The sequence below is a fragment of the Sphingobium sp. CECT 9361 genome (assembly GCF_918741285.1).
Classification (GTDB): Bacteria; Pseudomonadota; Alphaproteobacteria; order Sphingomonadales; family Sphingomonadaceae; genus Sphingobium.
The window spans coordinates 72,082-93,172 of the sequence record NZ_CAKKNC010000017.1; the positions used below are offsets into that span (position 1 = coordinate 72,082).

The 21,091-nt window shown below is 61.2% G+C and carries 16 protein-coding genes and 1 tRNA gene; 6 read left to right on the forward strand and 11 right to left on the reverse strand.

Features of this window, described 5'->3' with window-relative positions; translation table 11 throughout:
• Positions 1 to 19: 19 nt before the first annotated feature.
• The gene (locus tag LQ220_RS19100) at positions 20 to 1,783 is read left to right on the forward strand and encodes a lytic transglycosylase domain-containing protein (RefSeq protein WP_230189737.1); all 1,764 of its coding nucleotides are present in this window, start codon (positions 20 to 22) and stop codon (positions 1,781 to 1,783) included.
• Positions 1,773 to 2,300 (forward strand): molybdenum cofactor biosynthesis protein B, encoded by a 528-nt coding sequence (gene moaB / locus LQ220_RS19105; protein ID WP_230189738.1) that lies wholly within the window; start codon positions 1,773 to 1,775, stop codon positions 2,298 to 2,300. The genes LQ220_RS19100 and moaB overlap by 11 nt, the downstream gene beginning before the upstream one ends.
• A 3-nt stretch (positions 2,301 to 2,303) precedes the next feature.
• Here the strand turns inward: moaB and LQ220_RS19110 are convergent, their stop codons facing one another.
• The 3 genes from LQ220_RS19110 to LQ220_RS19120 are packed head-to-tail and all read right to left on the reverse strand — an operon-like array spanning position 2,304 to position 6,999.
• Entirely contained in the window at positions 2,304 to 4,238 is a 1,935-nt protein-coding gene (locus tag LQ220_RS19110; RefSeq protein ID WP_230189739.1) for an acetyl/propionyl/methylcrotonyl-CoA carboxylase subunit alpha, read from the reverse strand.
• Positions 4,239 to 4,243: 5 nt separating this feature from the next.
• On the reverse strand, positions 4,244 to 5,845 hold the full coding sequence (locus LQ220_RS19115) for a carboxyl transferase domain-containing protein (RefSeq protein ID WP_230189740.1): 1,602 nt from the start codon (positions 5,843 to 5,845) through the stop codon (positions 4,244 to 4,246).
• Entirely contained in the window at positions 5,842 to 6,999 is a 1,158-nt protein-coding gene (locus tag LQ220_RS19120) for an isovaleryl-CoA dehydrogenase (RefSeq protein ID WP_230189741.1), read from the reverse strand. The genes LQ220_RS19115 and LQ220_RS19120 overlap by 4 nt, the downstream gene beginning before the upstream one ends.
• Positions 7,000 to 7,087: 88 nt before the next feature.
• Here LQ220_RS19120 and LQ220_RS19125 point away from each other — a divergent pair, with 88 nt between their 5' ends.
• The gene (locus LQ220_RS19125; RefSeq protein WP_230189742.1) at positions 7,088 to 7,987 is read left to right on the forward strand and encodes a LysR family transcriptional regulator; all 900 of its coding nucleotides are present in this window, start codon (positions 7,088 to 7,090) and stop codon (positions 7,985 to 7,987) included.
• Here LQ220_RS19125 and LQ220_RS19130 read toward each other — a convergent pair.
• The 3 genes from LQ220_RS19130 to LQ220_RS19140 all read right to left on the reverse strand — a co-directional run bounded on the left by LQ220_RS19130 (position 7,942) and on the right by LQ220_RS19140 (position 12,200).
• Complete coding sequence (locus LQ220_RS19130) at positions 7,942 to 8,694, reverse strand: sulfite exporter TauE/SafE family protein (RefSeq protein ID WP_230189743.1); 753 nt, start codon at positions 8,692 to 8,694, stop codon at positions 7,942 to 7,944. The genes LQ220_RS19125 and LQ220_RS19130 overlap by 46 nt on opposite strands.
• A 6-nt stretch (positions 8,695 to 8,700) precedes the next feature.
• Positions 8,701 to 11,436 (reverse strand): preprotein translocase subunit SecA, encoded by a 2,736-nt coding sequence (secA, locus tag LQ220_RS19135; RefSeq protein WP_230189744.1) that lies wholly within the window; start codon positions 11,434 to 11,436, stop codon positions 8,701 to 8,703.
• An 83-nt stretch (positions 11,437 to 11,519) separates the two neighbouring features.
• Positions 11,520 to 12,200, reverse strand: a complete 681-nt coding sequence (locus LQ220_RS19140) for a uracil-DNA glycosylase (RefSeq protein ID WP_230189745.1) — start codon at positions 12,198 to 12,200, stop codon at positions 11,520 to 11,522.
• 23 nt (positions 12,201 to 12,223) lie between these two features.
• Here LQ220_RS19140 and folK point away from each other — a divergent pair, with 23 nt between their 5' ends.
• The 3 genes from folK to LQ220_RS19155 all read left to right on the forward strand — a co-directional run bounded on the left by folK (position 12,224) and on the right by LQ220_RS19155 (position 13,817).
• Positions 12,224 to 12,748, forward strand: a complete 525-nt coding sequence (gene folK / locus LQ220_RS19145) for a 2-amino-4-hydroxy-6-hydroxymethyldihydropteridine diphosphokinase (RefSeq protein WP_230189746.1) — start codon at positions 12,224 to 12,226, stop codon at positions 12,746 to 12,748.
• 40 nt (positions 12,749 to 12,788) lie between these two features.
• Positions 12,789 to 12,864, forward strand: a tRNA-Lys gene (locus LQ220_RS19150).
• A gap of 149 nt (positions 12,865 to 13,013) precedes the next feature.
• A complete protein-coding gene (locus LQ220_RS19155; RefSeq protein WP_230189747.1) occupies positions 13,014 to 13,817 on the forward strand; it encodes a hypothetical protein in 804 nt (267 codons plus the stop codon).
• A gap of 13 nt (positions 13,818 to 13,830) precedes the next feature.
• On the opposite strand, the gene LQ220_RS19160 is transcribed toward LQ220_RS19155, so the two are convergent.
• The 5 genes from LQ220_RS19160 to LQ220_RS19180 all read right to left on the reverse strand — a co-directional run bounded on the left by LQ220_RS19160 (position 13,831) and on the right by LQ220_RS19180 (position 20,872).
• Positions 13,831 to 16,035 (reverse strand): S9 family peptidase, encoded by a 2,205-nt coding sequence (locus tag LQ220_RS19160; RefSeq protein ID WP_230189769.1) that lies wholly within the window; start codon positions 16,033 to 16,035, stop codon positions 13,831 to 13,833.
• Between the two features lie 455 nt (positions 16,036 to 16,490).
• Positions 16,491 to 16,919 carry a heme-binding protein gene (locus tag LQ220_RS19165; RefSeq protein WP_230189748.1) on the reverse strand — a complete coding sequence of 143 codons (429 nt, stop codon included), beginning with the start codon at positions 16,917 to 16,919 and terminating at the stop codon, positions 16,491 to 16,493.
• The gene (gene glcF / locus LQ220_RS19170) at positions 16,916 to 18,229 is read right to left on the reverse strand and encodes a glycolate oxidase subunit GlcF (RefSeq protein WP_230189749.1); all 1,314 of its coding nucleotides are present in this window, start codon (positions 18,227 to 18,229) and stop codon (positions 16,916 to 16,918) included. The genes LQ220_RS19165 and glcF overlap by 4 nt, the downstream gene beginning before the upstream one ends.
• Positions 18,219 to 19,379 (reverse strand): FAD-binding protein, encoded by a 1,161-nt coding sequence (locus LQ220_RS19175; RefSeq protein ID WP_230189750.1) that lies wholly within the window; start codon positions 19,377 to 19,379, stop codon positions 18,219 to 18,221. The genes glcF and LQ220_RS19175 overlap by 11 nt, the downstream gene beginning before the upstream one ends.
• Positions 19,379 to 20,872 (reverse strand): FAD-linked oxidase C-terminal domain-containing protein, encoded by a 1,494-nt coding sequence (locus LQ220_RS19180; RefSeq protein WP_230189751.1) that lies wholly within the window; start codon positions 20,870 to 20,872, stop codon positions 19,379 to 19,381. Before LQ220_RS19180 ends, LQ220_RS19175 begins: the two co-directional genes overlap by 1 nt.
• Between the last annotated feature and the right edge of the window lie 219 nt (positions 20,873 to 21,091).

Sequence of the window (21,091 nt, forward strand, 5' to 3'; positions counted from 1 at the left end):
TGATCGAGGCGCAGCCTGCATGATCCGTACGTCGCTCGTTTCTTTGGCTTTGATAGGCACTGGCCTTACCGCCACCACCGCTCAGGCTGCTCCCGACGATACGCTCCGCATTGCGCCGGAAGTAACGCAGCCTCTGGTAGCCAATGGCGATGTTCGCATGCGCTACCGGGCGATCTTCGCGGCCATCGACGAACAGCGCTGGCCAGATGCCATGGCACAGATCGCCACCTTGGACGAGGGCGACGACGTTCGGTCCTATGCGCTGGCGGAACTGTACCTCGCCAAAAACTCGCCAAAGGTCGAACTGTTCGACTTGCTGGCACTCGTCAACAAGGCGTCGTGGCTGCCACAGGCAGACCAGTTGAGCCGCCTCGCGCAACGCCGGGGTGCGCAGATATTGCCTACGCTCCCACAGGTGCAGAAGCTGGTATGGCTGGGGGCTGCGCCGCGCCGTGAATATGTCGCAACCGTGAAGACCGACGTCGTCGCGCAAGCCCTGGGTACGAAGGTTTTGCCGCTGATCAAGGCGGACAATCCGGCGGCGGCCGAACTGGAAGTGGCCGCAGTCGAACCTCTGCTGACGCCGCAAGGGCGCACCGAATGGCGGCAGCGTGTGGCATGGTCCTATTATATCGAAAATGACGACGCCAACGCGCGTCGCCTCGCCACGAAGGCGCTGATCGACGACACCGGCGGCGATTGGGCGGTGCAGTCGCACTGGACCATCGGGCTTGCGGCGTGGCGGCAAAAGGACTGTCGGGCTGCGGGGCCTTCCTTTGCCAATGTCGCGGCGCTGGCGGGTAATGCCGACATGCGAGCAGCCGGTGCCTATTGGGCTGCGCGCGCCTACATGAATTGCGGCGAACCGGCCAAGGTCGCTGGAATGCTGAAGGTGGCGGCCAAGGCGCAGGAGACATTCTACGGACTGTTGGCGCGCGAGACCTTAGGCCTTACGCCACATGCGCAGATGCTGGCTGTCGGCGAAGGCGATGCTCTACCGCGCGCGCTGAAAGATGCACCCAACGCACGGTTGGCTGTCGCCTTGTCGGGGATTGGGCGGGACAAGTCCGCTGATGAGGCATTGCGTTATCAGGCACGTATCGGCGGCAATGCCCAATATGATGCGCTGTTGAAACTGGCAGGTACGCTGAACCTCCCCGCGACCCAGCTTTGGCTGGCGCATAACGGTCCGGCGGGTCAGCAGCCGGGTAGCTTTGCCCGCTTCCCCGCACCGCGATGGACGCCCGATGGTGGATGGCGCGTTGATCCTTCGCTGGTGTTCGCGCACACATTGCAGGAGTCGGGTTTCCGCGCGGACGCCGTCAGCAGCGCCGGTGCGCGCGGCCTGATGCAGGTACGCCCCGGCACCGCAGGCGACGTCAATGGTGGCGCGGTGAGCATGGCGCAACTGCACGCGCCATCGACCAACATGGAATATGGCCAGCGTTATCTCGAACAACTGCGCGATATGCCTGCGACGGGCGGTCTGCTGCCCAAGGTGATGGCCGCATATAATGCCGGCCCTACGCCGGTCGAACGCTGGAATTACGAAGTGAAGGATGGCGGCGATCCGCTGCTCTTCATGGAATCGCTGCCTTATTACGAGACGCGCGCGTATGTGAATATCGTTATGCGGAATTACTGGATGTATCAGCTTCAGGCCAAGGGCAGCGCAGATTGCATGACGGGCATGGCTCAGGGCATGTGGCCGCGTTTCCCCACAACCAAAGGCACGACACTGGTGCGCATGAGCGCGAACGGGAAAGTCGCCAGTGCCTATTGACGAAAGCGTGACGTTCACGCCCGTTCGCATTGCCGTACTGACCGTTTCCGATACGCGCAGCCTGGCGGACGACAGGTCCGGCGATACGCTTGTGGAGCGCATCGAAGCGGCAGGCCATGTTGTCGCCACGCGCTATATCGAGCGGGATGACAAGGATGCCATCGTCGCACGGCTCCATGCGTGGATCGACGATCCGCAGATCGATTGCATCATCACCACCGGCGGCACCGGCGTAACCGGACGCGACGTGACGCCTGAAGCGCTTGCCCGTGTGCAGGACAAGGAAATTCCCGGCTTCGGGGAACTGTTCCGGTGGCTGAGTTATGAGAAGATCGGCACATCCACGATCCAGTCGCGCGCCACCGCCTGCGTCGCGCGCGGCACCTATATCTTCGCGCTGCCCGGATCGACCGGGGCGGTCAAGGATGCGTGGGACGGGATATTGGTCACCCAGTTGGACAACCGATTCCGCCCCTGCAACTTCGTGGACCTGATGCCGCGGTTGAACGAGCGGTAAGCGCTACTCCCCTACCGGCTCGATCCGCGCCAGCACAGCCCCCTCACTCACCTGCCCGCCTTCGCTGGCATTGAGGTCCGCCACCGTCCCGTCATAAGGCGCGACAAGGCTATGCTCCATCTTCATGGCCTCAAGGGTGAGGAGCTTTTGTCCCTTGGTGACAGCTTCGCCTTCGGCAACCAGCAGAGCGATTATGCGACCGGGCATGGGGGAGATGATCGCGCCGTCTGAGGCGGCACCTGCACCTCCGCCTTCAGTTCGGTCCGGCGTAATCGCAAATACACGCCCATCGTTCACACCAGAAAGTATCGTACCACCACTAACTTCAATCCAGGCAGCTAACTCTCCCCAAGGATCCTCAATGGCCGTCATGTAGGGCTCGCCATCAATACGCAGATGGACATTGCGCTGTGTCGCAGCGTTCAGGCGGAAACCGAAAAGTCCCGTGCCCGGATCACGCCCCGACTCATGAGCGCCCTCTAGTGAATGACCCACTTGGTATGGATCACATCCACCCGCCGCCACAACTATTGCCATAGCACCCGCACGAACCACCGCGTCCGGAGCAGACGCGACTGGAACAAGCGCATCGCCGCGCTCTGCAATCAGCCCGGTGTCGAGATTGGCGGATCGAAAGCGTTCATCATTCAGGCAAGCCGCTAAAAAGCCTGCATTGGTCTTTACCGGCCATACTGCAGTGATCGTACAACCGTAATGCAAGGCTGAAATGGCTTCGTCACGGTCCTCGCCTCGCGCCACAAGTTTAGCAATCATCGGATCATAGAAAGGGCTGACCTCCCCGCCTTCCTCGACACCGGTTTCGACACGCAACACATGTTCGGGCAGCATCAGATGGTCCAACCGCCCTACACTCGGCAGAAACCCCTTGGCCGGGTCTTCCGCATATAGCCGCGCTTCCATCGCCCAGCCGTTGATCGACAACTCATCCTGCCGCTTGGGCAGCACTTCGCCCGAAGAGACCCGCAATTGCCATTCGACCAGATCGACGCCAGTGATCTCTTCCGTCACCGGATGCTCGACCTGCAACCGCGTGTTCATTTCCATGAACCAGATGCGGTCAGCGCGCAGGCCTTCCGATCCGTCGGCGATGAACTCGATGGTCCCTGCGCCGACATAATCGACCGCCTTGGCCGCGCGCACGGCGGCGGCGCAGATCGCTTCGCGCGTTGCCTCGTCCATGCCGGGGGCTGGTGCTTCCTCGATCACCTTCTGGTGACGGCGTTGCAACGAGCAATCCCGCTCGAACAGGTGGACGACATTGCCGTGGGTGTCGCCGAACACCTGCACTTCGATATGGCGCGGATTGGTGATCCACTTTTCGAGCAACACCTGATCGTTACCGAAACTGGACGCAGCCTCGCGCTGGCAGGAGAGTAGCGCATCGGCGAAATCGGCAGCGCTATCGACCTTGCGCATCCCCTTGCCTCCGCCTCCGGCGACGGCCTTGATAAGCACGGGATAGCCAATGCTGTCGGCCTCGGCGCTCAATCGCGCTACGGACTGATCCTCGCCCAGATAGCCCGGCGTGACCGGGACGCCCGCTGCGATCATCCGTTCCTTGGCCGCATCTTTCAGGCCCATCGCGCGGATGCTGTCCGGCGATGGCCCGACCCAGACCAATCCTGCGTCGATCACCGCCTGCGCGAAATCGGCATTTTCGGACAGAAAACCATAGCCGGGATGGATCGCCTCCGCGCTCGTAGCCTTCGCCGCCGCGATGATCTTATCGCCGACGAGATAGCTTTCGCGCGCAGGCGACGGCCCAATATGCACGGCTTCGTCCGCCTGCCGCACATGCAAAGCCTTGGCATCCGCATCGGAATAGACCGCGACCGTGCGGATGCCCATTTGCCGCGCCGTCCGAATGATCCGGCACGCAATTTCGCCGCGATTGGCGATGAGGAGAGATTGGATCATGGTCATCACATCCTGAACACGCCGAAGGACGCTTTTTCGGGCACGGGCGCATTGAGCGTCGCGGCGAAGGCCAGTCCCAGCACATCGCGGGTCTGTGCGGGGTCGATCACCCCATCGTCCCACAGGCGCGCAGTGGCGTAATAGGGATTGCCTTCGTCCTCATATTTTTGACGAACGGGCGCCTTGAAGGCTTCGGCTTCCTCCGGTGTCCACTCCGTAGCGTCGCGATGAACGGTGGCAAGGACGCTCGCCGCCTGCTCGCCGCCCATCACGCTGATCCGCGCATTGGGCCAACTGAACAGGAAACGCGGGGCGTAGGCGCGGCCGCACATGCCGTAATTGCCTGCGCCAAAGCTGCCGCCTATCAGTACCGTGATCTTGGGCACCTGCGCCGTGGCGACGGCAGTGACGAGTTTCGCGCCATGCTTGGCGATCCCCTCGGCCTCATATTTGCCGCCGACCATGAAGCCGGAGATGTTCTGAAGGAACAGCAGCGGGATACGCCGCTGACACGCCAGTTCGATGAAGTGCGCGCCCTTGACCGCGCTTTCGCTGAACAGCACGCCATTGTTGGCCAGGATCGCGACCGGCATCCCCCAGATATGCGCAAAGCCGCAGACCAAAGTCGTGCCGTATAACGCCTTGAATTCATGAAACTCGCTGCCGTCCACGATACGGGCGATGACTTCGCGCACATCATAAGGCGCGCGGACGTCCTGCGGGACGATGCCGTAGAGTTCTTCGGGATCGTATTTGGGCGGACGCGGTTCCTTCAAGGCGATGTCAGGCGTCCGGTTCTCCGGCAAAGTCGACACGATATCGCGCACGATCGTCAGCGCATGAGCATCATTCTCTGCCACATGATCGACCACGCCGGACTTGCGCCCGTGCAGGTCACCGCCGCCCAGATCCTCTGCGGTGATCTCCTCGCCCGTCGCCGCCTTCACCAGAGGCGGCCCGGCGAGGAAGATGGTCCCCTGATTGCGCACGATGACGCTCTCGTCCGACATGGCAGGCACATAGGCGCCGCCCGCCGTGCAGCTTCCCATGACGCAAGCGATCTGGGGGATACCCATGCCGCTCATCTGCGCCTGATTGTAGAAGATGCGGCCGAAATGATCGCGGTCGGGGAAGACCTCCGCCTGATGCGGCAGGTTCGCGCCACCGCTATCGACCAGATAGATGCACGGCAGCCGGTTCGCCTGCGCGATTTCCTGCGCGCGCAGATGCTTCTTCACGGTCATCGGGTAATAGGTGCCACCCTTCACAGTGGCATCGTTGCAGGCAATCATGACCTGACGCCCGGATACTCGCCCGATCCCGGCAATAATCCCCGCGCCCGGCACTTCGTCGCCATACAAACCGTTGGCGGCAAGTTGCCCGACCTCAAGGAACGGCGAACCCGGATCGAGCAGGCGCTCCACGCGCCCACGCGGAAGCAGCTTGCCACGCGCACTGTGTTTCGCGCGCGCGCTTTCCGAGCCGCCTTGCGCCGCCTCCGCCACGCGGGTGTAAAGCGCATCGCACAACGCGATGTTGTGGGCCGCATTGGCGCGGAAGGTTTCGCTGTCGGTCTGAACGGCGGTTGGGAGGACAGGTGCGCTCACGCCTCACCCCCGATCAGTTCGCGACCGATCAGCATCCGCCGAATTTCGTTGGTCCCCGCGCCAATATCCAGCAGCTTCGCGTCGCGCAGATAGCGTTCGACCGGCCAATCCTTCGTATAACCTGCCCCGCCGAGTGCCTGCACCGCCTCCAGCGCCACCTTCACGGCGTTCTCGCTCGCCAACAGGATCGCGCCCGCCGCGTCGAAGCGCGTCGTCTTGCCCGCATCGCATGACCGCGCCACAGCATAGACATAAGCCCGCGCAGAACTGAGCGCGACGTACATGTCGGCAACCTTCGCCTGCATTAGTTGGAACGTGCCGATCGCCTTGCCGAACTGCTTGCGCTCCCGAACATAAGGGATGACCGTATCGAGGCACGCCTGCATGATACCAAGCTGGATACCTGACAGCACGGCCCGCTCATAATCCAGGCCGCTCATCAGCACGCCTACGCCGCCGCCTGCCGGTCCCATGACGTTCTCGTCCGGCACGAAGCAATCGTCGAACACCAACTCAGCAGTGGGCGATCCGCGCATCCCCATCTTGTCGATCTTCTGACCGATGGAGAAACCGGCGAAGTCCTTCTCGATCAGGAACGCCGTGATCCCCCGCGATCCAGCCCCCGGATCGGACTTGGCATAGACGACCAGCGTGTCGGCATAGGCTGCATTGGTGATCCAGAATTTGGTGCCATTCAGCCGATAACCACCATCCACCTTGTCCGCGCGCAGCTTCATGCCGACGACATCGGACCCGGCGCCCGCCTCCGACATGGCGAGGCTGCCAACATGCTCACCGGAAATCAGGCCGGGGAGATATTTCGCTTTCTGCTCAGGATTGGCCCAGCGCGCGATCTGATTGATGCACAGATTGCTGTGCGCGCCGTAGGACAAGCCGACGGAAGCCGATGCCCGCGACACTTCTTCGCAGGCGATGACATGTTCCAGATAGCCCAGCCCCAGCCCGCCATCTTCTTCCGAAACCGTGATGCCGTGCAGGCCCAACTCGCCCATGGCGGGCCATAATTCGCGCGGAAACCAGTCGTCGGCGTCGATCTTCGCCGCGATCGGTGCGATCTGCTCGGCGGAAAATCGGCGTGTCGTGTCGCGGATCATGTCAGCGGTCTCGCCTAGGGCGAAATCGAAATCGGTCATGCGTGGCTCTCCTATTGGTAGGCAGGATAGCGACATTTCGATGCGGTGGAAAATTGAAAGACGGACAAGGAGTGTATAGACACGGTCTATGATCGATCGATACCTTCTTCGCTATTTTCTTGCAGTGGTAGACCACGGCACTTTCTCGCGGGCAGCCAGTCACTGCAACGTGTCGCAACCCACATTATCAGTCGGCATAGCCAAACTGGAGCGATTGGTGGGCGCCGCACTGTTCATGCGGTCCAATCAACGTGTCGGCCTCACCGATGCGGGATCGCGCTTTCTGGGCCATGCGCGAAAGATCGAGACGGAGTTTCTTCTCGCACAGCAAGCGGTCAGTGGCGTTGAGACAACCGCGCTATTGCGTATCGGTTGGCTGGGTAGCGTTGCGAGCCATTTGATCACGCCAGCGGTTACCGCTGCGGCACAGGCGGGCACCCAGATCGAACTTCTCGAAGGTAGCGAGCGGGAACTGGTCCGGCATCTGGGACAGGGCAGGATCGATGTGGCGCTGACTCTGGTCGGGCGTGGCGGCGAACGGTTTCTGGAAGAACCATTGATCGAGGAAGGATATGCGCTCGCGGTGCCGGATACTCACAAGCTGGCCGACCGCGATGTCATTGGCGCGGAGGAACTGGCAGGCGACGTGATGATCGTCCGTCGGCATTGCGAAGTGCTGTCTGAAACGAGCCGCCATTTCACCGAGCGGGGCATTCGCCCGCATTTTGCGCTGCGCTCGGTTCAGGATGATCGCGTGCTGGCGATGGTCGCGGCTGGACTGGGCGTCACGGTTATGCCAGACAGCCATCGGGCGACAGGCGTGATGCGCCCGCGCCTTGCCGGCTTCGCGCATCGCCGGACCGTCGGTCTGTTATATGGTTCGCAATCGGAAACGCTCCAGTCCACACCGCATCCCTTTCTGGATGCCATACGAACATGCGGTCAGAACCAGCCTGCCCATTTCCCCAACATGCGCACCGCAACGTAAAGTATGAGAACGGCCGTCACGCGGCGCACCAGTGACGCCGGGAGCAGGCGGATACCCACATGGCTGCCAAGCTGCCCTCCAATGAGGACCGCGACGCCCAAAGGCCAATAAGACATCAAATGGGCTTCCAGCACCGGATCGTCGATCTTCATCAGTTGCCCGACCAGTCCGGCGATGGAATTGACCAGGATGAACACGCTTGCCGAAGCCGCGATCCGTTTCGCGCGTGCCCAGCCAATAAGGTGCATGATCGGCGCAAGGAAAATGCCCCCGCCGATGCCGACAAGTCCGGACAGAAAACCAACGCCCGCACCCAGAATGGGCGTCAGCACGCGGCTCTGGGAATCGGGCAAATCCTCACTACGCTCCGGCTGAAACAGCAGCAGCAGGCCCGCCGCCAGCAATGACAGCCCAAGCATCCCGGTAAACAACGCTTCGGATATCGGCATCCGCCCACCGGCCCAGGCCAGCGGCGCGGACAGGAGCAGGATCGGCCACAGCCGCCGCCACGGCACCAGACCCGCACGGGCAAAGCGTATGGATCCACCCGTCACGACGATGATGTTGCAGATCAGCGCTATCGCCGGAAGTATCCGGTAATCGACCCCCCAGAGCGCCAGCAGCGCATTATAGGTCGACCCGCCTCCAAACCCCACCGCAGCATAGAGCGCTGCGGTAAGGCCGAAAAGCAGCGCCAGCGCCGTCATCGACGATCAGACCAATTGGCCGTGGCAATGCTTGTACTTGAGACCCGATCCACAGGGACACATCGCGTTGCGGCTGATGTCCTGCCCTTCATAGGGATTGCCGCCCATTGCGCTGCCAACTGTAGGGCGAGGGAGCGTCGTGGTGATGAAGCCAGAGGTTCCTGCATCCTGATCGGCACTGTCATCTTCCCCGGTGAACGGGTCGATATGCGTCGTGATGAAATCGGGCAGCACCGGCAGGTCGAACTGCGGCATGGGATCGTTGTCCATGCGGAACTGCACATTGGCAATCGTGCGGGTCACATCCTCGCGGATGTTCGACAGCATCCGCTCGAACAGCGCAAAGGCTTCCTGCTTATACTCGTTGATCGGCGTCTTCTGCGCATAAGCGCGCAGATGGACGACCTGCCGCAACGCGTCGAGCGTGGACAGATGCTCTTTCCAATGGTGGTCGAGGTTCTGGAGCAGGATGCTCTTTTCCACGCCATGCCAGCTTTCGGCGTCCAGATCGGCGATCTTCTCCGCAACCTGCGTATGGGCGAGCGCCGCAAGACGCTCCTCCAGCATTTCCGGATCGACCGAGTCTTCGTTCAGCCAGCTATCGAAATCGGGTTCGATGCCCAGAGTCTCGGCTGCGCGCGCCTTGAGCGATTCGACATTCCACTGTTCGGGATAGGTGCCCGGCGGGCAGGCATCGGCAACGATGTCGTTCACGGTCTCGTGACGCATGTCGATGACCACATCGTCCACGGTTTCCGCGTCCATGATGTCGGCGCGCTGTTCGTAGATGACCTTGCGCTGATCGTTCATCACGTCATCATATTCGACGACCTGTTTGCGAATGTCGTAGTTGCGTGCTTCGACCTTCTTCTGCGCTGTCTCGATGGCCTTGCTCAGCCATTTGGAACCGATCGCTTCGCCATCGGCCATATTGTTGTTCATCATCCGCGCGAACAAAGTGTCAGGACCGAAAATGCGCAGCAGATCGTCCTCAAGGCTGAGGTAGAAGCGCGACAAGCCCGGATCGCCCTGACGGCCAGAACGCCCGCGAAGCTGATTGTCGATGCGTCGGCTTTCGTGGCGTTCGGTGCCCAGAACGAACAGACCGCCAGCGGCCAGCACTTCGGCCTTCTCTGCGTCGATCTCCGCTTCGATCTTGGCAATCGCCGCGTCGCGCTCCGGACCTTCGGGGGTGTCGGCCAGTTCCTGCTCGATGCGGAACTCGGCATTGCCGCCCAGTTTGATGTCGGTGCCGCGACCGGCCATGTTGGTGGCGATAGTCACCGCGCCCTTACGGCCCGCCTGCGCGACGATATACGCTTCCTGTTCGTGGAAGCGGGCGTTGAGAACAGCGTGCTCGACGCCTTCTTCCTTCAGGAAGTCGGAGAGCATTTCGGACTTTTCGATCGAAACCGTACCCACCAGAACCGGCTGACCGATCTTCGCCTTTTCACCGATAGCCTTGGCGATGGCGCGGAACTTGTCCTGCGTGTTCTTGTAGAATTCGTCTTCCTCGTCGATCCGCTGCACCGGCACGTTGGTCGGGATCGTCACGACGTTCATCTTGTAGATTTCGTAGAATTCGGTCGCTTCGGTCGCGGCGGTGCCGGTCATGCCCGACAGTTTGGGATACATGCGGAAGTAATTCTGGAAGGTTATCGACGCCAGCGTCTGGTTTTCCGGCTCTATCTCGACGCCTTCCTTGGCTTCGACGGCCTGATGCAGACCATCGGACCAACGGCGCCCGTCCATCATACGGCCGGTAAACTCATCGATGATGACGATCTTGCCGTCTTTCTCGATATAATCGATGTCGCGGCGGAACATCATGACCGCGCGCAGCGCCTGGTTCACATGATGCACGACCTGCGTATTTTCGAAGTCGTAGAGGTTGGTGCCTTCGATCAGCCCAGCCACTTCCAGCAGGCGCTCGATCTTTTCGGTGCCATCCTCGGTCAGCGTGATGGAGCGCTGCTTTTCGTCCTTCTCGTAATCCTCGTCGGACAATTGCTTCACGATCAGATCGACGGAGCGATACAGATCGGATTTGTCGTCGGTCGGGCCGGAGATAATCAACGGCGTGCGCGCTTCGTCGATCAGGATGGAATCGACTTCATCGATGATCGCGTAGTTGAAGGGCCGCTGCACCATGGACGCACGGTCGAACTTCATGTTGTCGCGCAGATAATCGAAGCCAAGCTCGTTGTTCGTCGCATAGGTGATGTCGGCGGCATACGCCTCCCGCCGCTCGTCTTCGCGCATATTGGGAACGATGACGCCGGTAGTCAGCCCCAGGAAACGATAGACCTGGCCCATCCAGTCGCAGTCACGCCGCACCAGATAGTCGTTGACCGTGACGACATGCACGCCCTTGCCTTCGAGCGCGTTGAGGTATGTCGCCGATGTCGCCACCAGCGTCTTGCCTTCGCCCGTCCGCATCTCGGCGATTTCACCGCGATGCAGGACGATGCCGCCGATCATCTGGACGTCATAATGCCGCTGGCCCAGCGTCCGCGTCGCCGCTTCGCGTACCGTCGCAAATGCTTCGGGCAGCAGGTCGTCCAGCGTTTCGCCAGCCGCAAGCCGTTCACGGAAACGCACCGTCTGCGCGGCAAGATCAGCATCGGAAAGCGCCGAAATCTGCGGTTCGAACGACGATATCTTGTCGACCGTCTTCTGCATCGACTTGACGTAGCGTTCGTTGGATGACCCGAAGATCGTTTTGGCGATGGCGCCGAACATGCAATTTCCTATGTTTCCGGGGGCGGACCGGCCCTTGCGGACCATAGACCTATATGCGCCGCGATGTAGGGGGCAGGCAGGGCTTAGTCAATTGGAGCGCTGTGCGAAACAAGCGCCAGCGCGCGGGCAAACACCGCCTCGAACATCTCCGCCGTCAGTCGCCCGGTATTCGTGTTGTAGCGCGAGCAGTGATAGCTATCGACTAGCATACGGCCATCGGGCATTCGATGTTCGGCAAGATGCCCGAACCGTGCCTTTGGCAAGCGCCCGCCCAACACCTTTACCGCCGACTGATGCGCAATCTGGCCCAGCGCGATGAAAACCTGCACATTGGGCAAAGCGTCGATGCCTTTTGCCAGAAACGGCCGGCAGGTGCGGATCTCTTCAGGTGTCGGTTTATTTTGCGGCGGCAGGCATTTGACGGCGTTTAGGATGATGATGTCGTTCAGCATCAACCCGTCGTCGACGCGGCTGTTATAGCTGTCGTTGGACAATCCGAACTTCGCCAGCGTCGCGAACAGCAAATCGCCTGCATAATCCCCGGTAAAGGGCCGACCCGTTCGATTGGCGCCATGCTTGCCCGGCGCAAGGCCGATGATCGCTATCCGCGCCGCCGGATCGCCCATCACGCGCACTGGCCCGTTCCACCATGTCGGAAATTCCGCCTGGCACGCATGACGATAGGCGACCAGCCGCGGGCACAACGGACAATCGCGTGGCGGCTCGGTCTGCGGGATAGCACTTTCAGGGGCTTGCAATGTCATGGCTGTGCGATAGGCGCGTCAGGATGGCCGACGCAAGCACAGTCCTCCACACCTATGTTATTGCGCTGGGGTCGAACCAGTCGCTGACCGGCGCGCTTGGTCCGGTCGCATTGGTGGATCGCGCGCTGGACGCGCTGGATAGCCCACCGCTGTCGCTTCTAGCGCGGTCCAAGATTATCCAATCCGCGCCCGTCGGCCCTTCGAAACGGCGCTATGCGAATGCGGTCGCCATCGTCGAAACCAACCTCCCTCCCCCCGCCCTGCTTGCCCACCTACAGAATATCGAGGATCGCTACGGCCGCCGCCGACGCAGGCGCTGGGGCGCACGCACGTTGGATCTGGACATCATTCTCTGGTCAGGAGGCCTGTGGACAGGAAGCAATCTCGCGATCCCGCACGTAGCCTTTCGCGACCGCGATTTCGTGCTACATCCTCTCGCGCGGATCGCCCCGGATTGGCGCGATCCCGTGGGCGGATTGACAGTTCATCAACTCGCCGTTCGCCTTTCACGCAGGAAGCCGGTTGACCATCGCCCCAACCCTCTTTAGGGGACCGCTACTCAATCGCCCGGCTGCGCGCCGTGCCTGTGGGTCCATAGCTCAGTCGGTAGAGCAACTGACTTTTAATCAGTAGGTCGCTGGTTCGAACCCAGCTGGACTCACCACAGCCACAATTCTTCCCACGCCATCCGACAACCGCAGGACGGGCGCGCCTGATCTCAATTTCAAAGCGGGTTTCAGATATGGTTAATATGGGGATCGACTTATGCCTCTGCGCGTATTGCAGATGGATCGTGTCAGGTGGAATGAACGGATGATGATGAAAGCGCGGGCGTCCCGCCGCCTGCTGGTATATATCCCAAGCGCAGCGGCCATTGCTCTGACCAGTTGCGCCAAGCCCCCGCCGCCCGTCTATGCGCCACCGCAAGTCATCCCCACGGTCATGCCTTTGCCACCTCTGGGGTCGGCAGAGAATCTCGACCTGCCTCCTATCGATGCGCAAGGTCTCTACATCACGCCGAACCGGAACATGACTGGAGAGCAAGCCTTGTGGCATGTACGGATGGCGCTGAACGTCGCAGCGCTGTCATGCCGGGATGCAGGGGATATCATGGGCGTGAATTACAATAGCATGTTGCGTATTCATGTGCTGCCATTGTCTCGGGCCAATATGACTGCGGATGCGACCTATGTCGTAAAATATGGCGCGGATGCCGTGACGATGCGTGATAAGATATACACCGTCGTTTATAATTATTTCTCGTTGCCACCAGCCCAAAAGGCCTTTTGCCCGGTCGCTCGGGACGTCGTGACTACGATCAACGGGATGGCGCCCGAAGCGCTGATTCCCTATGCGCCTGAAGCGTTGAAGAGACTGGAAAAGCCGTTTCAGGATTTCTGGGCGGCCTATGCCGATTATCTGCGCCGTCTGGAAGAATGGCGCAGGCGCTATGGCGTGCCGTCCGTTCAGATATTGCCATGCCCCGATAATGATCCGATCTGCTCCGGCAGCGGAGGGAAAACCCCGCCACCACCGGGGGCGCCAGCGGGCGCGTATAACATCCCGCCAGCACAAATATTCGCGCCGCCGAAGGCCAACCCGACGTTACCCAAGTAACGCCGGGGCTTCCTCATTTCTTCGCCGGATCATGACGTGCGAGGAAATTGAGGATAGTGTTCCACAAATGCACCGAGACCTTTGGCCCGCCGACACGATGCGTCTGGCCGGGATAGACCATCGTTTCGAACGGCACGGCCGCGCCCTGCATCTTCGCCATCAGCGCCGTCGAATTGTCGAACACCACATTGTCGTCCGACATGCCGTGGATCAGCAGCATAGGATCTTTCAACGCATCGGCTTCTTCCAGAGCGCCCGACGCAGGATAGGCGCTATCCTTCGTGTTGGGATCGCCCAGATAGCGCTCGGTATAATGGGTGTCGTACAAATCCCATTTGGTGACCGGCGCGCCGGAAATGCCCGCCATGAACGTACCGGGCGCCTTCTGCAGCAGCTTTAGCGTCATATAACCGCCATAGGACCAGCCATAGGTCGCGATCCGCGCGGGATCGACGAAAGGCTGCGCCTTGAGCCATTTCGCCCCGGCAAGCTGATCCTCGACCTCGACCGTTCCCATGGCCTTGTAGATCTGATCCTCGAACGCCTTGCCACGATCGGGCGTGCCGCGATTGTCGACTGCGTAAACGATCCAGCCTTGCTGCACGAGATAGTCGTTCAGCGCCCCGCCCCACTGGTTCGTCACCTGACGCCCCGCGCCCGGACCGCCATAATGGATCATGAACACGGGATAGCGCTTTCCCGGTTCCAGCGGCGGCGTCATGATCTTGGTATACAGCGCCGATCCGTCCGCTGCCTTGATCGTTCCGAATACCGTCTTCACATGGCTCGCCATATAGGGCGCATAGGGATGCGTGGCGTCCAGCGCATTTTCGGACAACCAGCGCAGCCGCGTGCCACCGGCATCGGCCAGATAGATTTGTTTGGGCTGATCGCTGTTGCTGCGGCTGACGATGATGCGCGTTGCGGCGCTGTCCATCACCGCATCGTTCCACCATCCGCTGCTCGTCAACTGGCGCGCAGGCGTCGGCTTTTTCCCGCCACGCAGCGAAGCACTGTAAAACTGATCCTCCAGCGGCGTTTCGCGGTTGCCCGTGAAATAGACGAGTCCCTTGGCCTCATCGACCCCCGCGACCTGTTTCACTTCCCACGGCCCCTCGGTCAGCGCGGTCCATTTCGCACCGTTCACATGGTACAGATGCCCATGCCCGGTCCGCTCCGACCACCACAGAAAACTGCCATCGGCCAAAGCACGGAAGTTGTTGTGGAGGTTGATCCATGTCTTCGCGCGTTCGGTCAGGACCACCGTGGACTTGCCCGTGACGGGATCGACCGAAAGAAGGTCGAGCCGCTTCTGATCGCGACTTTCGCGCTGAACATAGAGCGTCTTGCCGTCCTTCGACCAGTTGACGCGCGCCAGATAGACATCGGGATTACTCCCCATGTCGACCTTGATCTGCCCGGAACCATCCGGCTTCATCACATAGAGATCAACCAGCGCATTGGGCGTTCCCGCCTTCGGATAGCGCTGCGCATAAACGCTCGTGCCGTCTGCCCCGATGGCGGCGCGGGTAACGATGCCAACCGGGCTTTCATCGACGCGCGCGACCGCGAGATAGCGGTCACCCGGCGACCACCAATGGCCAGTGGTGCGGTCCATTTCTTCCTGTGCCACGAATTCGGACACGCCCCAGCTAACTGTATCGGATGCGCCGGTGGTCAGTTGCTTCTCCCCCTGCCCGTCCGCGCGCGTCACGAACAGATTGCCGTCGCGCACGAACGAGACATAGCCCCCCGCCGGGCTGACGGTGGGGTTGAGTTCCCCCTGCGGCGTATTGGTGATCCGCGTGATCTTTCCATCCAGTCCGGCCAGATACAGGTCGCCATCCAGCGGCACCATGATACGCTTGCCATCGGGCGCCCAATCATAGGCCACGATGCCCTTGCTGTCGCCGATCCGCGCACGTTCGCGCTGCATCTTCTCCGCTTCGCTCAGTTCAGCGCCGCTGCCGACCTTCTTCGAATCGACCAGCATCCGCTCCGCCCCGGACGCCGTATCGATCGCCCACAAATCGAAGCGTTCCTTCTCATCCACGCGCGGCTTGAGCAGCGTCACGAATTTCCCGTCGGGGGACAGCTTGAGCGCACGTGGCTGCGGCCCGGACAGATCGGGGCTGGCGAACACGCGCTCCAGCGTCAATGGCTTCGAAACGGGTGCCTGCGCGGATGCCGGCATCGCCACACCCAGCGCGCACATCATCATGACGGGCGAAACAACGCCGCCTTTCAACATCGATTGCATGAACATTCCTTCATTCTCTTCTCGCCGCAGCGTTGCCACAGGCTTAGCCCGGCAGTCCGGCCTAAGTCGAGGGGATCGAAGAAGAATGGTGGGCGCGGCAAGGATTGAACTGGGGACGACACCCGAGTGGATGGTGAGAAATGGGATCATCGTGGACCCGCAACCATGCTGGTCGCTTCTGTGGAAGTCCTCTCAGAAGATAGCCAGGCCCTTGCGCAGCGGCTGCCCGTTCGATTTCATGATCCTCGCTGCCCCCCCCCGCAAGAAATACGTGCGCAAGGAGTGCACGAACCGAACTTCCGCTACCTCCTTGCTGGCCGGTCCATTGTTACTACCGTCGCCCAGTCTTACGCAGCGCTGCTCGCTAATTTTGCGCATCGATTCCCAATGCGTAAGGGGGGCGTGGAACTCGCTCAGCCCTGAGCGCGCAATCCGGCTGCTTCGATTCCCGCTATGGCGCAGGCTTCATCCATGTCGGACAGGTCGCCAGAAATCCCTATTGCCCCGATTGCGAGGCCTTCGGCATCGACGACGATAATACCGCCAGCGGCGGGCACAACCCCCGAAGGCGCAATCGGGCCAAGAGAGCTAAGAAAGGAAGCTCGTTCACCGGCCATGTCTCCGATCTTGCGGGACGACATCCCGAGGAACAAGGCCCCTGCAGCTTTCCCGACTGCCAGTTGAAAACGACCGGTGGAAGCGCCATCCTGGCGATGATAGGCAATGACGTGGCCACCGGCATCCAGCACAACCACGCCGAGCGGCTTCAGCTTGAGCTCTTCTGCCTTGGCAAAAGCGGCGGTGATGACGGTCGTTGCCTGTTGGAGTGTGATACGGCTCATGCGTCTGTTCCTTTTGATGCGAGATGATGAAGTGTTGGCGGTACAGGGCCCCCGGTCGCCCAATCGAGCAACTCGACGGTATGTACCACCGGGGTGTGGGTGCGCTGGCCGATCTGCATCGCGCACCCAATGTTACCGGCAGCAATGACCTGTGCTTCGAGCCTCTCGATATTAGCCACCTTGCGATCGCCCAGTTGATCCGCGATTTCGGACTGCAGGATATTATAAGTCCCCGCCGAACCACAGCACAAATGGGCTTCTGCCGGTGTCAGAACGGCATAGCCCGCCTGCGTCAGAAGGCGCTTTGGTGCGTCTGTCACCTTTTGCCCATGCTGGAGCGAACAGGCCGCGTGATAGGCCACGCTCAGCCCGGTCGGGCGCGTTGCCGGCAGCCCCACTTCGTCCAGAAACTCGCTGACATCGCGGGCGAGCGTTGCGACCCGATCCGCCTTGGCTGCATAGACCGGATCATCGCGCAGCATGAAGCCATAATCCTTGATCGTCGTGCCGCAGCCGGATGTCGTGATGATGATTGCTGCCAACCCGCCGTTCTCGATCTCCCGCGTCCAGGCATCAACATTACGCCGGGCGGCTTCGAGGGCGGCTTCCTCGCGGCCCATATGATGTACCAATGCGCCACAGCAGCCTTCACCCGCCGCGAAGATCACGTCGTACCCACAGCGATTGATGAGGCGCACCGCAGCCGCGCGAAATTCCGGGCGCAGCGCTGGTTCGGCACAGCCCTGGAGGATTGCCACCCGGCCTTTGCTCTGGGAGGCGGGTGACGCCACAGTGGGCGCCTTGGCCTCAAGCGACCGTGGTGCGAGGTTGAGCATCGCGATGAGCGGGCGAAAGACTCTGAATTGCCGGAGGACGGGCGTGAACGGTCGCGCCAGTGGCGCCAGCCGCAGGGCCAGTCGAAAGCGGTCGGGATGCGGCAGGATGGACGCCAGCAGCGCGCGATAGAAACGCTGAACCAGGGGCCGCCGATAGTGCTCCTCGATATAGGCGCGCGCGTGATCGACCAGGTGCATGTAGTGAACGCCCGAGGGGCAGGTCGTCATGCAGGACAGGCAGGACAGGCAGCGATCGATATGCTTGACGACCTTTTCCGTCGGCACTCGCTCATTTTCGAGCATGTCCTTCATCAGGTAGATGCGCCCGCGCGGCGAATCCAGTTCATCGCCAAGGAGCGTGTAGGTCGGACAGGTCGCTGTACAAAATCCGCAATGAACACATTTGCGGATGACCGACTCCGACGATTGCATGGCTGGATCGGCCAGCGTTTCGGGCGCGAAATTAGTCTGCATCGGTCGTCTCCTCACCCAGAAATCGTTCGGTCTCGAACAGACTGTCGGGATCGAAGGCGCGGCGTACTCGCGCCTCCAGCGCGGCAACGCCGGACGGGCGCGGATGATGTGCAGATAGTGTCGACCGCATCTCGGAAGGCGCCCGGATCAGCATGGCCTGGCCTCCCGCTGCCTGGGCGATGGCACGAACAGGCGCGGCATCACTGTCAACGGCAGCCCAAATCCGCCCACCGCCCCAATCGAGGGACCAGCGTGCGCCGAGCGGTTCGATCTTTTCGATAATTTCAGGCGTCCGACCCGGAGGAACATGGAGACACCACAGCACCTCACCGTGAAGCGAAACGCCCGTGCCCGCATCGCGCCACAGGGCATCGGCCACTGTCGGATCAATGCGCTCCATCGCGCCATGACCGCCGAGCAATTGCGGCAACATCGCGCAGCGCGCCTCGACCGAGGGTTCAAAGCCTGTCACGCGAAACAGCGTGGTACCATCGGGATGACGCGCGGCGGCTGATACCTCCGCATGACTGCCAAGAGCGCTGGCCATGGCAGAGCAGGATGCGCGGCAATCCAGCCCCTCTATCGCAAGTGTGGCGGACACGCGCGGCCTCGGCAGAACTTTCACCGTCAGTTCTGTTATCGCGCCCAGCCGACCCCAGCTCCCCGCAAAAAGCTTCGACAGGTCGAAACCGGTCACGTTCTTCACGACCTTGCCACCCGCGACGAAGGTTTCAGCGCGCCCGGAAACGGCCGTGAAACCAAGCAGATGATCGCGTGCGCTGCCAGCCGTCACCCGCCCTGATCCGGCCACACCAGCGGCAATCACACCGCCGATGGTCGCCTTGCCTGACGCTTCTCCGAATATCGGACCATGATCGAACGGCTCGAATGCCAGCATCTGCCGTTCGGAGGCGACCAGTGCCTCGATCTCTGCCAGCGGGGTTCCGGCGCGCACGGTGAGGACCAGCTCGGCCGGATCATAATCGACCACGCCAGTGATTGCCGCGAGACTGATAACGCGTACGTCGCGGGGCGCGCCAATCAGCGCCTTGCTACCACCGCCACGAATTTCGACGCGAACGCCATCGCGTTTGGCGTCGGCGAGCGCATCGCACACATCCTGTGCGGATTGAGGCTTGATATCAGACATCAGAAGCGCGGGATGTCAGGAAAGCGCAGTTGCCCGCCATGCACATGGACGCGGCCCAGCTCGGCGCAACGGTGCAGTCGGGGGAAGACCTTGCCCGGATTGAGCAGCAACAGCGGATCGAAAGCGCATTTCAGGCGCTGCTGCTGGTTGAGGTCGGTTTCGCTGAACATTTCAGGCATCAGATCCCGCTTTTCCACACCCACGCCATGTTCGCCGGTCAACACTCCGCCCACTTCGACGCAAAGGCGCAATATGTCGTTGCCAAATTCTTCCGCCTTGTCGAGCTGCCCGGGCTGGTTGGCGTCGTACAGGATCAGCGGGTGGAGGTTGCCATCGCCCGCATGGAACACGTTGGCGACCCCAAGGCCGTAATGAGTCGAGAGCTCTTCCATCCGCCGCAACACATCGGGCAGGCGACGGCGCGGGATCGTGCCGTCCATGCAATAATAGTCAGGCGCAAGGCGTCCGACCGCCGGGAATGCAGCCTTGCGTCCGGCCCAAAAGGCGAGCCGCTCCTGTTCATTGTTGGACACGCGCCGAGTGAGTGCGCCATTCTCGGCCGCTATGCGATCGATCTCCTCGATCAGATGATCGCATTCGGCAGCAGGACCGTCCAGTTCCACAATCAGCAACGCGCCAACGTCCAGCGGATAACCGACCTTAACGAATGCCTCCGCGGCGTGAATGGCTGGCTTGTCCATCATCTCCATGCCCGCCGGTATGATGCCCTCTGCAATCACCTGGGCGACGCAGGCGCCCGCCCGCTCCGCGTCGGGAAAACCGAGCAGGATGGCGCGCGCAGTCTGCGGCTTGGGCAGAATGCGCACGGTGACTTCGGTCACGACACCTAAAAGCCCCTCAGACCCGACAACCACCCCCAGTAGGTCAAGCCCGGCTGGATCGAGATGCCGGCCGCCTAGCCGGACAATCTCGCCGTCCATGAGCACCAGTTCCACGCCAAGCACGTTGTTGGTGGTAAGGCCGTATTTAAGGCAATGCACACCGCCTGAATTCTCAGCCACATTACCACCGATCGAACAGGCGATCTGGCTCGATGGGTCCGGCGCGTAGTAAAAGCCCCTGCCTTCTACCGCCTGCGTGATCGCAAGGTTTGTCACTCCCGGTTGGACGATGGCAATTCGTTCGTCATAGTCAATCTCTATAACTTTCTTGAATTTCCCCATACCGAGCAGAACCGCGTCAGCCAGCGGCAAGGCGCCGCCCGACAACGACGTACCAGACCCCCGCGGCACAACCTTTACGCCTTCGGAATGACACCAGCGCAGCACGGCAGAAACCTGCTCTACCGTGTCGGGCAGAACGACCAGCATCGGGGGCTGGCGGTAGGCCGTGAGGCCATCGGATTCATAGGGGCGCAACGCATCGATTTCATCGATCACACCGTCACCCGGCACGATGGCGCGCATCGCAGCAATGATTGCTTCCCGCTTTTGAAGGGTAGCAATATCTGGAACAGGCATGGTGATCGACATCAGACGTCTCCACTGCCGCTGAATGAGCGATGCCAAAGTTGGCAGCCCTCGAGCAAAGGGACGCGCGCCGGGTTCTTCCGCTCTACGGCCATGATGTTGCCACTCTCCCTAGCCATCGGGGAACGAGGCAAGTTGCCTTCCCAAAATCTCGCCTCAAAATTCATCTTCAGCCTTGTGATAGATATACAATTGAATGTTTTTCGCTCGTTCGCGGCGGCG